Source organism: Ochrobactrum sp. BTU2 (assembly GCF_024539785.1).
GTDB classification, from domain to species: domain Bacteria; phylum Pseudomonadota; class Alphaproteobacteria; order Rhizobiales; family Rhizobiaceae; genus Brucella; species Brucella anthropi.
In genome coordinates this window covers 214,740-230,385 of record NZ_JAHWRG010000006.1, presented here as the reverse complement: position 1 = coordinate 230,385, position 15,646 = coordinate 214,740, and the positions used below count along the sequence as shown (strand labels likewise).

Below are 15,646 nucleotides of genomic sequence, written 5' to 3'. Positions count from 1 at the left end.
GGCACTCTCTAAAGCACCGGCGTCCCATCGGACCCGGTGCAAATGGCAGCCTAGCCAAAAGATCGAAGGGAAGATGGGGCCACCATCTTCCCTTTTTGCATCTGGAGGAACGAAAAATGGTTGTCGAAGTTCTGGAAGAAGATTGTTACGACGCAAGCAGTAGCGAAAGAAGAGACAGTTACACCGATCTGTCGCCCGGCCAGGCTGTCGGCTTGGCGACCAGTCTGGCAGATGATCTGGCCCCCGATCTGGCTTATGAACTAGACTGTCCTGTCCTCGTCACTGAAAGGCTGGTCCTGCGCCCGCCGCATGTCGAAGACGTGGATGCGATTTCCTATCTTGCCAATAACGCCCGCGTCTCCGGTATGCTTGCCCGCATGCCGCATCCATACACGCGTGAAAATGCGGTCGATTTTGTCGAGCGCGTGCGAAAAGGCGAGATGGGCAATTGCATCTACGCCATCACGCAAGCGGAAACCGGCATCTTTATGGGCTGCTGCGGCATTCATGCGCATAAGCATGGCGAGGGGCTGGAAATCGGCTACTGGCTGGGTGAGCCCTATTGGGGGCACGGCTTTGCCACCGAGGCCGCTCACGCCCTGATCGATTTGGCTTTCCGTGCAACTGCCATCGAGCGGCTGCATGTCTCGTGCCGGGCCAGCAATGGCGGCTCCCGCCGGGTGATCCACAAGTGCGGGTTCCAGTTCAGCAGCATGGGCATGGCGGATTCGCTTGCCGCAGGCAATGTGCCGGTCGAGCGCTATGTCCTTGATCGTCGCACCTGGATCGGGCTGAGAAGCTGGCAGTCGTAAACAAAAGGTCCTGCGTGCCAAACCTTATAGGTCGCAGGACCAACAATAACGGGGAATGAAATGATGGATACTCATGCAATCGCACGCGAGAAGATCGTGGTGCGTGCGCTCGAAAAGGGCGATCTGCATCGCTATCGAGCCATAAGATTAAGCGCTTTGCAGCGTGCGCCAATGGCCTTCGGTTCGAGTTTCGAAGAAGAGAATGCCTATTCGGACAGCGTGTTCGCACGCCGTCTGGAGCAGGTGGACGGCAATGTGGTTTTCGGTGCCTTCGACGGTGAAAACCTGCTGGGAACGGCTGGCCTTTTCCGCCACGACCGCAAGTCCGAACGCCATCGCGGCACGCTCTGGGGTGTCTATGTGGCCCCCGAAGCGCGCGGGCTGGACTTGGGCAAGGCTCTCGTCAGCAAGGTCATCGACCATGCCGCAAAGCAGGTCGTCGTTCTGGATGCCAAGGTGGTGGCCACGAATGAAGCCGCCAAGCGCGTCTATTATGCGCTCGGTTTCAAGACTTTCGGTGTCGAACCCAAGTCACTTTACGTGCAGGGCCAGTATCTGGATCAGGAATTGATCTATATCGATTTCACCGATCCGGTCTGGAAAGACAAACTCGGATGAAATCTGGCCTCCTCGACTGTTTGCAGGAGGCCGCTTTTGCTGTAATTGCAACACACCACATGCGGGCACAGGCCCGCATGTAACAATATTCAGGGCGTCTGCCGCCCAAAAGCCCGCCAGAGTGCGGGCATCCAAGAAGGTTACGTTCAGATGAAGTTTCTCGATCAGGCAAAGATCTACATCCGCTCCGGCAATGGCGGTGCGGGGGCGGTTTCGTTCCGCCGCGAGAAATTTCTCGAATTCGGCGGCCCCGATGGCGGTGATGGTGGACGCGGCGGCGATGTCTGGGTCGAGGCTGTAAACGGCCTCAACACGCTGATCGATTATCGCTATCAGCAGCATTTCCGGGCCAAGACCGGCATGCATGGCATGGGCCGCAACATGACGGGCGGCAAGGGCGACGACGTTATTCTCAAGGTGCCGGTCGGCACGCAGATTTTCGAGGAAGACGACGAAACGCTGATCTGCGATATCACCGAAATCGGCCAGCGCTACCGGCTGGCCAAGGGCGGCAATGGTGGCTTCGGCAATCTGCATTTCACGACCTCGACCAATCGCGCGCCGCGCCGCGCCAATCCCGGACAGGAAGGCATCGAGCGCACCATCTGGCTGCGCCTGAAACTGATCGCCGATGCTGGTCTGGTCGGTCTGCCCAATGCCGGAAAATCCACCTTCCTTGCAAGTGTGACAGCTGCCAAGCCGAAGATTGCCGATTATCCGTTCACCACGCTGCATCCCAATCTGGGCGTCGCCCGCGTGGATGGCCGCGAATTCGTCATCGCCGATATTCCGGGCTTGATCGAAGGTGCGAGTGAAGGCGTCGGTCTTGGCGACCGTTTCCTCGGCCATGTCGAGCGCACGCGCGTTCTGCTGCATCTGGTTTCGGCGCAGGAAGAAGATGTCGCCAAGGCCTATCAGGTCATTCGTGGTGAGCTTGAGGCCTATGAACACGGGCTTGCCGACAAGCCGGAAATCGTTGCGCTGTCGCAGATTGATACGCTTGATCCTGAAGCGCGCAAGGCCAAGGTCAAGGCGCTGAAAAAGGCATGTGGGCGCGACCCGCTGCTGCTTTCAGCCGTCAGCCATGAAGGTCTGAACGATGCTCTGCGCCAGCTCGCAAGCGTCATCGACCAGAGCCGCGCCGCAGAGGCCGGTACGGCGGAAGCCGAAGAATAAGCGTCGGATTTTATTTGGGCGCGCATCTTGTCCGAAAACCGTTTCACACTTTTCGGGATGCGCTTTGGATGCGGCGAGGGGAATGAAGGCATGCTGAAGCAACTGAAAAACTATCGCCGCATCGTTGTTAAAATCGGGTCCGCCCTTCTTGTGGATCGAGCAGCCGGTCTCAAGCGGGACTGGCTGGAAAGCCTCGGGCAGGACATTGCCGCTCTGCATCATGCAGGCGTCGAGGTGCTGGTGGTTTCTTCCGGTGCTATTGCACTTGGACGCACCGTTCTGGGGCTGCCGAAGAAGGCGCTGAAACTTGAGGAAAGTCAGGCCGCAGCCGCCGCAGGCCAGATCGCGCTCGCCAAGGCCTATGCCGATGTACTTGGCGGTCATTCCATCCGTTCAGGCCAGATTCTCGTCACGCTGTCCGACACCGAGGAGCGCCGCCGCTATCTCAACGCGCGCGCGACCATCGAGACGCTGTTGAAGCTGAAGGCCGTGCCGGTCATCAACGAGAACGATACGGTGGCAACCACCGAAATTCGTTATGGTGACAATGATCGTCTGGCCGCACGTGTAGCGACCATGATGGGCGCGGACCTGCTTGTCCTGCTGTCGGATATTGACGGGCTTTATACGGCCCCGCCCCACAAGAACCCGGACGCCGAGTTTCTGCCGCTGGTCGAAACCATCACCCCGCAGATCGAGGCCATGGCGGGAGCGGCGGCGTCGGAACTGTCGCGCGGCGGCATGAAGACGAAGCTCGACGCGGGCAAGATCGCCAATGCGGCAGGGACCGCGATGATTATTACCTCGGGCACGCGTTTCGGCCCGCTTTCGGCAATTGATCGCGGGGAGCGCGCAACGTTGTTTGAACCGGCGCGTGCGCCGGTCAATGCCTGGAAAACCTGGATTTCCGGCAATCTTGAACCGGCCGGCCGTTTGACGGTGGATGCCGGTGCGGCCAAGGCGCTGAAATCGGGCAAGTCGCTTTTGCCAGCGGGCGTGAAGGAAATCGACGGCCAGTTCGAGCGTGGCGATACGGTTGCGGTGCTGAACGAGGACGGACGCGAAATCGCGCGCGGACTGATCGCTTATGATGCCGAGGACGCGCGCAAGATCGCAGGCCATAAAAGCGATGAGATCAGTGAAATTCTTGGCTATGATGCTCGCGCGGCGATGATCCATCGCAATGATCTGGTTGTGCGTGCTGCCAGCAATGCAGAAGTCGCATAGGAGAGATGGGATGCTGACCAAGGCAGAAACGGCAAACGACATTGCTGCAGTGATGGCGGAAGTGGGCCGCAAGGCGCGCGCTGCCGCAGCCCCTCTTTCCATCGCTACCACTGAACAGAAGAACAGGGCGCTGATTGCTGCCGCCGATGCGATGCTTGAAGCGCGTGGCGATATTCTTGAAGCCAACAAGCTTGATCTGGCCAATGCGGAAAAGAACGGCATGGCAGCCTCTTTCGTTGACCGGCTGGCGCTCGATGACGGCCGGATCAGTGCCATCGCTGACGGTATTCGCGCTATCGCAGCCCTGCCTGATCCGGTGGGCGAAGTGATTGCCGAATGGGATCGTCCGAACGGGCTCCATATCGAACGCGTGCGCACGCCGCTCGGTGTGATCGGCGTCATTTATGAAAGCCGCCCCAATGTGACTGCGGATGCCGGTGCGCTGTGCCTCAAGGCAGGCAATGCCGTTATCCTGCGTGGCGGTTCGGATTCGGCGCATTCGTCGGCTGCCATTCATAAAGCACTGGTCAGGGGGCTCGAAGCAGCCGGCCTGCCAGCCGATGCGATCCAGATCGTGCCAGTGACCGACCGGGCCGCTGTTGGTGAAATGCTGAAAGGTCTGGACGGTGCGATTGATGTGATCGTGCCGCGTGGTGGAAAAAGCCTTGTTGCGCGCGTTCAGTCGGAAGCGCGGGTGCCGGTCTTCGCGCATCTGGAAGGCATTTGCCATCTTTATATCGACAAGTCCGCCGATCTCGACATGGCCCGCAAGATTGCGGTCGATGCCAAGATGCGGCGCACCGGCATTTGCGGCGCGGCGGAAACGCTTCTGGTCGATCGTGCCGCAGCTGCGATGCATCTGGTGCCGATCCTTGAAGACTTGGCTGCCAAGAGTTGTGAAATTCGCGGGAGTGCGGACGTGCTGGCGCTCTATCCGGCAGCAAAGCCTGCAACCGAAGAGGACTGGTCGACCGAATATCTCGACGCGATCATTTCCGTTGCGCTGGTTGACGGTATTTCGGGCGCCATTGAGCACATCAACCGCTATTCCTCGCACCATACGGAAGCTGTCGTGGCTGAGGATGCGGCAGCGGTTGCGCGCTTCTTCAACGAGATCGACTCCGCCATTCTCCTGCACAATGCCTCGACGCAATTTGCCGATGGCGGCGAGTTCGGCATGGGCGCGGAAATCGGCATTGCCACCGGCAAGATGCATGCGCGTGGACCGGTCGGCGTGGAGCAGCTGACCTCGTTCAAATATCGCGTTCGCGGTGACGGTCAGATCCGTGGTTAGGTTCGAATGAAATTCGGCTTCGGGCTTTCCGCATTGAAGGCGCAATATCCTGGTGTCGATGCGCATTATCTGCGCATGCCTTATGTCGAGAAGGGCATGGCGGTCGGGCTGTTCGGCGGCTCGTTCAACCCGCCGCATGGCGGGCACGCGCTGGTGGCGGAAATCGCAATCCGGCGGCTCAAGCTCGACCAGCTCTGGTGGATGGTGACGCCCGGCAATCCGCTGAAGGACAGTCGCGAACTGGCGCCGCTTGCCGATCGATTGAAACTGAGCGAGGAAATTGCATCCGATCCGCGCATCAAGGTGACGGCGCTCGAGGCAGCCTTCAACGTGCGTTATACGGCGGATACACTGGCGCTCATCCGCGATGCCAATCCCGGCGTCCATTTTGTCTGGGTGATGGGGGCGGATAATCTCGCCTCCTTCCATCGCTGGCAGCGCTGGCGCGAGATTGCGCAGAATTTTCCGATTGCGGTTATCGACCGGCCGGGTTCGACGCTGGCCTATCTGTCGTCACGCATGGCGCAGACATTCTCCGACAGTCGCGTCGATGAACAATATGCGCCGATGCTGGCGCGTCGCACACCTCCGGCCTGGACCTTCATCCATGGACCGCGTTCGTCGCTCTCATCCAGCGCGATCCGCAAATCCCGTACATGATCTTGATGCTTTCATGACGATTTCGACAAGATATATGCAAAACGGGCGGATAAACTGAAAAAGTGAACGGTTTGGAAAAGCCGATAGTCTTGAAACAAAACAGGGACTCTGCCTATTTTAGGGAGTGTGGTGCTTATAACTGCCACACGGCGTTGTTCTGCTGAGAAAGGGAATACACTGAGAACAGCAATTGAGAAGAAGGCTCATCACGCGCCTTCAACGGTCAGGATGGACGAGTCCAATCTCGTGTCCCAGACCTTCGACGCGGCCTTGGCCAGTCTCGAAAACTCCAAGGCAGAATCCATCATCCCCATCGACATTCGCGGAAGATCAACGATCGGCGATTATATGATCGTCGCGTCGGGCCGTTCGCATCGCCATGTGACGGCGGTTGCCGACCATCTCCTGCAGGCTCTGCGTGAAGCAGGCTGCAAGGATATACGGGTCGAAGGTCTCGAGAGTGGCGACTGGGTTCTCATCGACACCGGCGACATCATCGTCCATGTCTTCCGACCGGAAGTCCGTGACTTCTACAATCTCGAGAAGATCTGGCTCGACGAGGGTTTCGACGCGTTCGACACCGAACGTGCGCCGGGATTGGTGCATTAGAGCGCCGTGCGTCCTTAAGGACGCACAAAGGTCGCTCTAAACTATAGAATCTACGCATCGTACTTTCCAAAAGTGGGAACGGTTTTGGGATAAGACATGCGCGAAAAAAGAAGATTAAAGCGTGAAACGCTTTAGTTCGATGAATTGAGAGCGTCATGCGTGTGAGTGTTTTTGCCGTGGGCCGGATGAAAGCCGGCCCCGAACGGGAGCTGGTCGAGCGTTATTTCGACCGATTTTCGAAAGCTGGACCGCCATTGGGGCTTGAATTCGCCGGTGTGAGCGAAATTCCCGAAAGCCGGGGCCAGACGGCAGAGCTGCGCAAGGCCGAAGAAGCCCAGCGCATCCATGAAGCTCTCGATAACGGAGCTGCCTTGATCCTTCTCGACGAGCGCGGCAAGGCGCTCGGATCGGAAGCTTTTGCGGATCGCATCGGGCGGATGCGGGACGATGGCAAGCGCCAGCTCATCGTCGCCATTGGCGGGCCGGACGGCCACGATCCGGCATTGCGAACACGCGCCGACCTCGTTCTGGCGCTGGGCGAATTGACGTGGCCGCACCAGATCGCCCGCATCCTGATTGCCGAGCAGCTTTATCGCGCCGCCACCATTCTGGCCGGGCATCCGTATCACAGGTCCTGATATGGGGGCTGGTTGTAGACTGCGCCCCTCAGCGTGAAACTCTTACCGCTTTCGGGAATGAGAACGGTAAGGCCATCTGCTGCTTGCCGGGTGATCTCCAGACCGGCCTTAGCAAGAGTTTCAACGATGAAGGCGCGGTCGGAACGCTTTGCCGCCATGATATGCTCGCAAATATAGGTATGGACATAGCCGCGCCCTTCGCGCCAATCCTCCGTCATCGTTTTCAGTGCTTTTGCATTCATGACGACCGGTTTATCGTGCGAAAGCCGGTTTAACCAGCGATCCGTTATCGGCGGTATTTATGGTTGATGGTTCGTTAACGGGTTCAGTCTAGTTTCGGCTCTGAATTTGGCCTTGTTTCGTCCTGATAGAACACGCATGAGTCCTGAACGCCTTTTCAAAAGACCACGATTGCTTGCTTTCACGCAGGCTGGCCTCGTTTTGGCTGGCGTGTTCGCGTGCGCGCCGTCGGTTCTTGCGCAGGAAGCCTTGCAGCAGCAGCGTGATCAGGCGGCGAGCGAATATGAAAAGCTCAGCAGCGAACTCACCGTCACCGGCGACAAGCTGAAACAGCTTGAAGACGAGGTGGCCGGGCTCAAGAAGGACCAGACCACCATTACCGCAGCACTGATCCAGTCGGCCAAGACCGACAAGAAGCTGCAGCAGGATATTGCCGATATTGCCGACAAGCTTACCGCGCTGCGCGAGCAGGAAGATGGCATTCGCTCGTCGCTGCGCGCACGGCGCGGCGTTCTGGCGGAGGTGCTGGCCGCATTGCAGCGCATGGGGCTGAACCCGCCGCCTGCCATTCTGGTGCGGCCTGACGATGCTCTGGCTTCAGTGCGCAGCGCCGTGCTTCTTGGTGCTGTCGTGCCTGAAATGCGTGAGCAGGTGGAAGAGCTGACGGGCGACCTGAAGGATATGCAGCGGGTCACTGCCTCCATCCGGCAAGAGCAGGAAAAGCTGAAGGCGACGCGCACGGTTCAGGCCGAAGAGCAGAAACGGCAATCACTTCTTCTTGAGGAGAAGAAGAAATTGCAGTCGCAATCGGAACAGGAAATCGATGCGCAGCGCCAGCGTTCGGAAGAATTGGCGGCCAAGGCAGGCAGCCTGAAAGACCTTATCGACGGGCTCGACAAGCAGATGGCGGGCGTGCGCGATGCAGCCGAATCCGCTCGCAAGGCCGAGGCGGATCGCCTTGCCGCAGCAAGGGAAAAGGCCGGAGAAGCAACGCCGAACGACAATCATCTGCGAGCCCAGATTGATTTTGCTTCGCTACAAGGCAAGCTCGCTTTGCCTGCAGCTGGCAAGACGATGCGTCGCTTCGGCGAGAAGGACGGTGTCGGCGGCAGCATGATGGGGCAGGTCGTTGAAACCTTGCCTTCTGCCACGATTACGTCACCTTCCGATGGCGTGATACTTTACGCAGGCACATTCCGTTCTTACGGGCAGCTCTTGATACTCGACGCGGGCAATGGATATCATGTCGTCATGGCTGGCATGGGTCGAATCGACGTATCGCAAGGCCAGTTTGTACTTGCGGGAGAGCCGGTCGGCGCGATGGGAGAAAAACTTCTGGCAAGTGTTGCACCGATAGAGGTGGGCAATGGTGCGCCATTGCTTTACATTGAATTTCGAAAGGATGGAAAACCCGTCGATCCCGCCCCTTGGTGGACCGAACGGCTTTCTGGAAGGACGTGAAAATGATACGTAAACTATCGCTGCTGTTCGCCGGGGCCCTTCTGGGGGCGTCAGCCATGGTGATGGTCCAGGGCGCGCCGGCTTCCACTGCTTTTGCGGCAGGGAAAGATAGCGATGTCTACAAGGAACTGGCCCTTTTTGGTGATATTTTCGAACGGGTGCGCGCGCAATATGTGACGCCGCCGGACGACAAGAAGCTGACCGAAAGCGCGATCAACGGCATGTTGACCTCGCTCGATCCCCATTCCTCCTATCTCAACCCGGAAGCCGCGCAGGACATGCGCGTGCAGACCAAGGGTGAGTTTGGCGGTCTTGGCATCGAAGTGACGATGGACAACGATCTCGTGAAGGTCATCGCGCCGATTGACGATACGCCCGCTTCCAAGGCCGGTGTGCTGGCAGGCGATCTCATCACCAAGATTGACGGGCAGGAAGTTCGCGGTCTTTCGCTGACCGATGCGGTCGACAAGATGCGCGGTGAAATCGGTTCGTCTATCGAGCTGACGATCCAGCGCCAGGGCGTCGACAAGCCGATCACGCTGAAGATCGCACGCGCTGTCATCAAGGTGAAGGCCGTTCGCTATCGCGTCGAGAACGATATCGGCTATCTGCGCGTCATCTCGTTCACCGAACAGACATCCGAAGACCTCAAGAAGGCGATCAAGGATATTCAGGACAAGATTCCGGCCGAAAAGCTCAAGGGCTTCGTGCTGGATCTTCGCCTCAATCCGGGCGGTCTGCTCGATCAGGCTGTGGCTGTTTCCGACGCCTTCCTCGACAAGGGTGAAGTCGTCTCGACCCGTGGTCGCGATCCGCAGGATGTGACGCGCTTCGATGCACGCAAGGGCGACCTGACTGACGGCAAGCCGGTTATCGTTCTCATCAATGGCGGTTCGGCCAGTGCGTCGGAAATCGTTGCCGGTGCATTGCAGGATCATCGCCGCGCCACGGTGCTCGGCACGCAGTCCTTCGGCAAGGGTTCGGTGCAGACCATCATCCCGCTTGGCGAAAACGGTTCTCTGCGTCTGACGACGGCGCTTTATTATACGCCGTCGGGCAAGTCGATCCAGGGCAAGGGCATCACACCCGACATCAAGGTCGACCAGCCTTTGCCGCCGGAACTGAAGGGTGAGGACGTCGTTCGCGGCGAATCCGAACTCAAGGGCCACATCAAGGGCAATGCCGAGGATGACAATGGCTCTGGTTCGTCGGCTTATGTCCCGGCTGATCCGAAGGACGACATCCAGCTCAACGAAGCCTTCAAGCTCCTGCGTGGTGAGGTGGCCAATGCCGCATTCCCGCCGGATCCGAAGAAGGGTGTGTTGAACTGATCGCTCCATGCTGGATCTGAACAGCCCGTTAGGACTGGATAAGAAACCGCAAAAGCGCGGGGGCTCACGCTCCCGCGCTTTTCGTTCGTTCATGACAGGCCTTGTCATTTTAGGCGGGCTTTGCCTTGCCGGGGGCGCGGTATTCGCCATCTGGCAGAACAATCAGGCAGCTTTTCGCAAAACCGAAACCGCCGCCGTGGACCCGACGCAGATCGAAGCGCCAGTCGCCAACAAGACTGAAGCGAAGCCCGTAACCGGTAATACGCCGCCGCCCGGCAGTGCGCTGCGCGGGGCAAGCGGTCAGCCGGGGCCTGCCATCATCAAGGTCACGCCGGATATGCCGCCCGGTATGCCAGGTGCCGCCACCGGTATGGCGGAGGGTAATGTGGTCGTGGTGCAGAACACGCATCAATCCGGGCAGGATAAGCGTGTTGCCCATCTGCCGGAACAGGCGCTGGTCGAGCAAAGCCCCACCGGCCCGCTTCCGGTGCGTGGTGCAGACGGTCTGCGCCCCATGGATGCCTATGCAGCCGGATGGTCCGGCGCGCGGGGCGCGCGGATTGCCATCGTCATCGGCGGTCTTGGGCTGTCACAGACCGGCAGCATGGAGGCGGTCGACAAGCTTCCGCCGGAAGTCACGCTCGGATTTGCGCCGCAGGGCAACAGTTTGCAGCGCTGGATGCAGGCAGCCCGGCAAAACGGTCATGAACTTGTGCTGCAATTGCCGATGGAGCCTTTCGACTATCCGCGCATTAATCCCGGTCGCAATACGCTGACGGTGGATGATGGTGCCAGCAAGAACCAGGCTTTCTTGCTGTGGGCGCTGTCGCGGATGACCAATTATGCCGGTGTGATGAATTATATGGGCGCGCGTTTTACATCCGAGACCGAAGCCTTTTCGCCGGTGCTGGGCGAGATTGGAAAGCGCGGCCTGTATTATCTCGATGACGGCACCTCGGCGCGCAGTCAGGCTGACCGGATTGCAGGAAGCGATGCGGTGCCTTTCGCGGCGGCGGATATTCTGATCGATGCGGCGCAGGAGCGCGGCGCGATCCTTGATCGTCTCGATGAACTGGAGCGGACTGCGCGTGCCAATGGCAGCGCCATCGGCACCGGCTCGGCCTTTGCGGTGACCGTCGATGCAGTTGCCGAATGGGCCAATGAGGTCAAGAAACGCGGCATTGAAATCGTGCCGGTCTCGGCGCTGGTCCGCGACCCCGAACGGCAGTAGAGTATTTCCAGTTTGAACTGAATCGTTGGAAATACTCTATCTCTTTGTTTTTACGCATTATCCTGCACAAAACCGCTTCGCACTTTTGCTGGAAATGCTATAAGTTTGCATATCATGGAGAATGTCATGTCGAAGCACAAAGGTCCCGTCGATCCCGAAAGCTTGCCTTACCGTCCCTGTGTCGGGCTCATGGTGCTGAACAAGGCCGGTCTGGTCTGGGCTGGCCGTCGTATCGTCATTCCGGGCGACGAGATGGATGGCGCGACCCAGCTCTGGCAGATGCCGCAGGGCGGTATCGACAAGGGCGAGGAGCCGCTCGAGGCAGCTATCCGCGAACTTTACGAGGAAACCGGCATGAAGTCGGTATCGCTGCTCGAAGAAGCGTCGGACTGGATCAATTACGACCTGCCGCCGCATCTGGTCGGCCAGGCGCTCAAGGGCAAGTATCGCGGCCAGACGCAGAAGTGGTTTGCCTATCGTTTTGAAGGCGACGAGAGTGAAATCGCCATCAACCCGCCGCCCGGCGGACACACTGCCGAGTTCGACCGCTGGGAATGGAAACCGATGGTCAAGCTGCCGGAACTGATCGTTCCCTTCAAGCGCAAGGTTTACGAGGAAGTCGTCGCGGCTTTCAGGCATCTGGTAGCCTGATTTAACAGGGGGAGGACCTTCCGCCCCCTTGTGCCGCCGCCCAACATATAGTCAACTCGCTTCAGGCGCACCGAACGGTTGCGTTTTGAGAGGGAGAAAAACGCATGGATGTTGGAAGTCTTCTCGTATTTCTTTTCGTAGGTCTGATCGCCGGCTGGCTGGCTGGCAAGGTCGTGCAGGGTGGTGGTTTCGGCCTGATCGGCAATATCATCGTCGGCGTGATCGGCGCATTCTTTGCAGGCTGGTTGCTGCCGCGTCTCGGGTTTTCCGTTGGTGGAGGGATGATTGCCTCGATCGTCAACGCCTTTATCGGCGCGGCCATCCTCCTGATTATCCTGCGCATCGTCAAACGCGCCTGACTTGTAAATATTCTTCTGAACAGGCCCGGCTTCCCGCAAGCCGGGTTTCTTCATTCCCAAGTTCAATCCCATGACACCGAATTCCAAACTTTCGCTCGGTCTGGTTCTGACTGCATCGGCTGGTTTCGTCGATGCGATTGCTTTCCTGCAACTGGGCGGCTTCTTCGCATCCTTCATGAGCGGCAACACCACGCAGCTTGGCGTCGCACTCGCGGGACAGCCCGGCGTGCAGGGCACTGTGCTGGTCTGGTTTCCCGCGATCCTGATCGTGCTGTTCTTTTCCGGCGCCTTCTTCGGCACGCTTGCGGTGCGCGCTTACGGGCGATGGGGCAGTCTTTATGTGATGGCAAGCGTGGTGGCGATCCTGCTGCTGGTCGGCGTGCTGCGGCGCGAGGGTGCATTGCTGGTCCAGCCGGTGCTGCTGCTTGCCGCAGCCATGGGCGCGCAGAATGCTGCGGTGCAGCCCATCGGAGCTGCGCGTCTCGGCGTGACCTATGTGACCGGTACGCTTTTCAACGCTGCCGCCGATCTTGCCTGTTCGCTGCGCGGTGAAACGCCGAAATGGCGCTGGCTGCAGCATGTGGCGGTCTGGCTGTCCCTGATGCTGGGTGCTGTCGGCGGCGGTCTCGGCCATTATTTCATCGGTCTCGACGCCTTGTTCGTTCCGGCTGCAATGATTGTCGGCGTCATGGTCGCCTATATGCGGCTCAATTGATTTAGCATGATCTGATCCGAAAGCCGGCTTCCACTTTTCGGGATCATGCTTAACTGAACAGCGATTTCTCGCTTTCCACCAGTTCGGAAATCAGTGCCGATATGGCGGTGACGCGCCGCAATGTGCGGGCAGATTCATGATAGGCGAGCCAGTAGGCGCGCCGGATTACCCGATCCGGCAGAATGGGCACGAGATCGGGATCGGCGCGGGCGATGAAGGCGTGCAATATGCCGATGCCTGCACCGGCGCGCACGGCCTCGACCTGTCCAAGCGCGCTCGACACTTCGAAGGCCGGTTTCCAGTCGCGGCTGATTTCCGGCGCATAGGCCAGCGACGGGTTGATGACGAGATCCTCCACATAGCCGATGAGCCGGTGCCGCGCGAGATCGTCGGTGTTTTCCGGCGTGCCGTTCGCCTCCAGATAGCTGCGATGCGCATAGAGACCGAGCGTATAATCGACGAGCCTGCGCGCGATCAGCCTGCCTTGTTCCGGACGTTCGACGGTAATGGCGATATCGGCTTCACGGCGCGACAGTGAGAACGAGCGCGGCACCGGCACGAGCTGGATGGTCAGGTCCGGATATTTCTGTGTCAGCCGCGCCAACCGGGGCGCCAGAAAGTTGACCCCGAACCCGTCCGGCGCGCCGATACGCACTGTGCCCGACACGGCAATATCCGCATTGCCGACATGCGAGCGGGCGGAAAGCATTTCGGCTTCCATGCGTTCGGCGGCGAGCAGAAACTCCTCGCCCGCCTGTGTCAGCGTCGAACCGTTGGTGCGGCGTGTCAGAAGCGTGGTGGACAGCGCCGTTTCAAGCGCGGTCAGCCGCCGGGCAACCGTGGTGTGGTTGAGGCCGAGCCTTTTGGCCGCGCCCAGAATTTGGCCCGAGCGAGCAACAGCGAGGAATATGCGAATATCGTCCCAGTTCATGATGCTCTCTGCATAAGGATGTATTCTGATTACTATAAAATTTGCACAACGGATACGCTTTTCATCGCCTTGCAATCATGAATTTGCAGAGTCAAGATGATGTCAACGATGGGAGCTTTGCAGGCTCCTCAAAGCGATCATCAGGGAGGTTCTTCGATGCGCAATATCGGACATTTCATCGGCGGCAAGCATGTGGCAGGCAAGAGTGGCCGCACGGCAGACGTCTTCCAGCCGCTCGACGGCTCGGTGCAGGGCAAGGTAGCGCTCGCCACCAAGGAAGAAGTGCGCGCGGCTGTCGAAAACGCCAAGGCTGCACAGCCAGCCTGGGCTGCGACCAACCCGCAGCGTCGCGTTCGCATCCTGCGCAAGTTCGTCGAACTGGTCGAAGCCGAATATGACAGCCTGGCCGAATTGCTGGCCCGCGAACATGGCAAGACCATTGCCGACGCCAAGGGCGACATCCAGCGCGGCCTCGAAGTGGTGGAAGTCTGCCTCGGTGCGGCGCACATGCTCAAGGGCGAGTTCACCGACAATGCCGGTACGGGCATCGACACTTACTCCATGCGCCAGCCGCTCGGCGTTGTTGCTGGCATCACGCCATTCAACTTTCCGGCCATGATCCCGCTCTGGAAGGCCGGTCCGGCGATTGCTTGCGGAAATGCCTTCATCCTGAAACCATCCGAACGTGATCCGGGCGTACCGATGCGCCTTGCCGAACTGTTCATGGAAGCCGGTCTTCCGGCAGGCATTTTCAACGTCGTCAACGGCGACAAGGAATCGGTCGATGCGCTGCTCGACGATCCGGACGTCCAGGCCATCGGCTTTGTCGGCTCCACGCCGATTGCCCAGTACATCTATGGCCGCGGCTGCTCGAACGGCAAGCGCGTGCAGTGCTTCGGCGGTGCGAAGAACCATCTCCTCATCATGCCGGATGCCGACATGGATCAGACCGTCGATGCGCTGATCGGCGCTGGCTACGGTTCGGCTGGCGAACGTTGCATGGCGATCTCGGTTGCCGTTCCGGTCGGTGAAGACACCGCCAACCGTCTGATGGAAAAGCTCATTCCCCGTGTTGAATCGTTGAAGATCGGCACCTCCACCGACAATTCCGCCGATTACGGCCCGCTGGTCACCAAGGCTGCGCTCGACCGCGTGCGCGGTTATGTGGACCTTGGTGTTGAAGAAGGCGCGAAGCTGGTCGTCGATGGCCGTAACTTCAAGATGCAGGGCTATGAAGATGGCTTCTACATGGGTGGTTGCCTGTTCGACAACGTGACCAAAGACATGCGCATCTACAAGGAAGAAATCTTCGGTCCGGTTCTCTCGGTCGTGCGCGCCAAGAACTACGAGGAAGCGCTGGCTCTGCCGAACGATCATGAATATGGCAACGGCGTTGCGATCTTCACCCGTGACGGTGATGCTGCCCGCGATTTCGCCAGCCGCGTGCAGGTCGGCATGGTCGGTATCAATGTGCCGATCCCGGTTCCGATCGCCTATTACACCTTCGGTGGCTGGAAGGCTTCTGGCTTCGGCGATCTCAACCAGCATGGCCCGGATGCATTCCGCTTCTACACCAAGACCAAGACCGTCACCTCGCGTTGGCCGTCGGGCGTCAAGGATGGTGCGGAATTCGTCATCCCAACGATGAAGTAATAGGCAGCCTTACTGTCCCCCAAGCGAAACCCCGCCCTTG

The 15,646-nt window shown here is 59.2% G+C and carries 17 protein-coding genes; 15 read left to right on the top strand and 2 right to left on the bottom strand.

The features are described from left to right. Positions 1-116 precede the first annotated feature (116 nt). The 8 genes from KWJ32_RS19545 to rlmH all read left to right on the top strand — a co-directional run bounded on the left by KWJ32_RS19545 (position 117) and on the right by rlmH (position 7,034). On the top strand, positions 117-812 hold the full coding sequence (locus tag KWJ32_RS19545; protein WP_012091220.1) for a GNAT family N-acetyltransferase: 696 nt from the start codon (positions 117-119) through the stop codon (positions 810-812). A 60-nt stretch (positions 813-872) separates the two neighbouring features. Further along, on the top strand, positions 873-1,430 hold the full coding sequence (locus tag KWJ32_RS19540) for a GNAT family N-acetyltransferase (RefSeq protein ID WP_012091221.1): 558 nt from the start codon (positions 873-875) through the stop codon (positions 1,428-1,430). A 150-nt stretch (positions 1,431-1,580) separates the two neighbouring features. Further along, positions 1,581-2,606, top strand: coding sequence for a GTPase ObgE (gene obgE, locus KWJ32_RS19535; RefSeq protein ID WP_012091222.1), 1,026 nt, complete (start codon positions 1,581-1,583; stop codon positions 2,604-2,606). Positions 2,607-2,696: 90 nt separating this feature from the next. After that, positions 2,697-3,833 (top strand): glutamate 5-kinase, encoded by a 1,137-nt coding sequence (gene proB / locus KWJ32_RS19530; protein WP_012091223.1) that lies wholly within the window; start codon positions 2,697-2,699, stop codon positions 3,831-3,833. A gap of 10 nt (positions 3,834-3,843) precedes the next feature. After that, a complete protein-coding gene (locus KWJ32_RS19525; protein ID WP_012091224.1) occupies positions 3,844-5,127 on the top strand; it encodes a glutamate-5-semialdehyde dehydrogenase in 1,284 nt (427 codons plus the stop codon). 6 nt (positions 5,128-5,133) lie between these two features. Next, positions 5,134-5,787 carry a nicotinate-nucleotide adenylyltransferase gene (locus KWJ32_RS19520; RefSeq protein ID WP_012091225.1) on the top strand — a complete coding sequence of 218 codons (654 nt, stop codon included), beginning with the start codon at positions 5,134-5,136 and terminating at the stop codon, positions 5,785-5,787. A gap of 228 nt (positions 5,788-6,015) precedes the next feature. After that, positions 6,016-6,396: a ribosome silencing factor gene (gene rsfS / locus KWJ32_RS19515; RefSeq protein ID WP_010661513.1), complete on the top strand. Its 381-nt coding sequence runs from the start codon at positions 6,016-6,018 to the stop codon at positions 6,394-6,396. Between the two features lie 155 nt (positions 6,397-6,551). Next, positions 6,552-7,034: a 23S rRNA (pseudouridine(1915)-N(3))-methyltransferase RlmH gene (rlmH, locus tag KWJ32_RS19510; protein ID WP_012091227.1), complete on the top strand. Its 483-nt coding sequence runs from the start codon at positions 6,552-6,554 to the stop codon at positions 7,032-7,034. Here the strand turns inward: rlmH and KWJ32_RS19505 are convergent. Next, positions 7,022-7,276 (bottom strand): hypothetical protein, encoded by a 255-nt coding sequence (locus KWJ32_RS19505; protein WP_012091228.1) that lies wholly within the window; start codon positions 7,274-7,276, stop codon positions 7,022-7,024. The genes rlmH and KWJ32_RS19505 overlap by 13 nt on opposite strands. Positions 7,277-7,412: 136 nt before the next feature. Between KWJ32_RS19505 and KWJ32_RS19500 the strand changes: the two genes are divergently transcribed. From KWJ32_RS19500 to KWJ32_RS19475, 6 genes are all read left to right on the top strand, one after another. Then, complete coding sequence (locus KWJ32_RS19500; RefSeq protein ID WP_151610321.1) at positions 7,413-8,735, top strand: murein hydrolase activator EnvC; 1,323 nt, start codon at positions 7,413-7,415, stop codon at positions 8,733-8,735. A 2-nt stretch (positions 8,736-8,737) separates the two neighbouring features. After that, positions 8,738-10,066 carry a S41 family peptidase gene (locus KWJ32_RS19495; protein ID WP_010661509.1) on the top strand — a complete coding sequence of 443 codons (1,329 nt, stop codon included), beginning with the start codon at positions 8,738-8,740 and terminating at the stop codon, positions 10,064-10,066. A 7-nt stretch (positions 10,067-10,073) separates the two neighbouring features. Beyond that, positions 10,074-11,297 (top strand): divergent polysaccharide deacetylase family protein, encoded by a 1,224-nt coding sequence (locus tag KWJ32_RS19490; protein ID WP_012091230.1) that lies wholly within the window; start codon positions 10,074-10,076, stop codon positions 11,295-11,297. 126 nt (positions 11,298-11,423) lie between these two features. After that, the gene (locus tag KWJ32_RS19485) at positions 11,424-11,948 is read left to right on the top strand and encodes an RNA pyrophosphohydrolase (RefSeq protein WP_012091231.1); all 525 of its coding nucleotides are present in this window, start codon (positions 11,424-11,426) and stop codon (positions 11,946-11,948) included. Positions 11,949-12,052: 104 nt separating this feature from the next. Then, positions 12,053-12,307, top strand: coding sequence for a GlsB/YeaQ/YmgE family stress response membrane protein (locus KWJ32_RS19480; RefSeq protein ID WP_012091232.1), 255 nt, complete (start codon positions 12,053-12,055; stop codon positions 12,305-12,307). A 70-nt stretch (positions 12,308-12,377) separates the two neighbouring features. After that, entirely contained in the window at positions 12,378-13,022 is a 645-nt protein-coding gene (locus KWJ32_RS19475; RefSeq protein WP_061347939.1) for a YoaK family protein, read from the top strand. Positions 13,023-13,071: 49 nt separating this feature from the next. Here the strand turns inward: KWJ32_RS19475 and KWJ32_RS19470 are convergent, their stop codons facing one another. Beyond that, positions 13,072-13,953, bottom strand: a complete 882-nt coding sequence (locus tag KWJ32_RS19470) for a LysR family transcriptional regulator (RefSeq protein WP_010661504.1) — start codon at positions 13,951-13,953, stop codon at positions 13,072-13,074. A 156-nt stretch (positions 13,954-14,109) separates the two neighbouring features. On the opposite strand from KWJ32_RS19470, the gene KWJ32_RS19465 reads away from it, so the two are divergent. Further along, a complete protein-coding gene (locus KWJ32_RS19465) occupies positions 14,110-15,606 on the top strand; it encodes a CoA-acylating methylmalonate-semialdehyde dehydrogenase (protein WP_010661503.1) in 1,497 nt (498 codons plus the stop codon). Positions 15,607-15,646 lie beyond the last annotated feature (40 nt).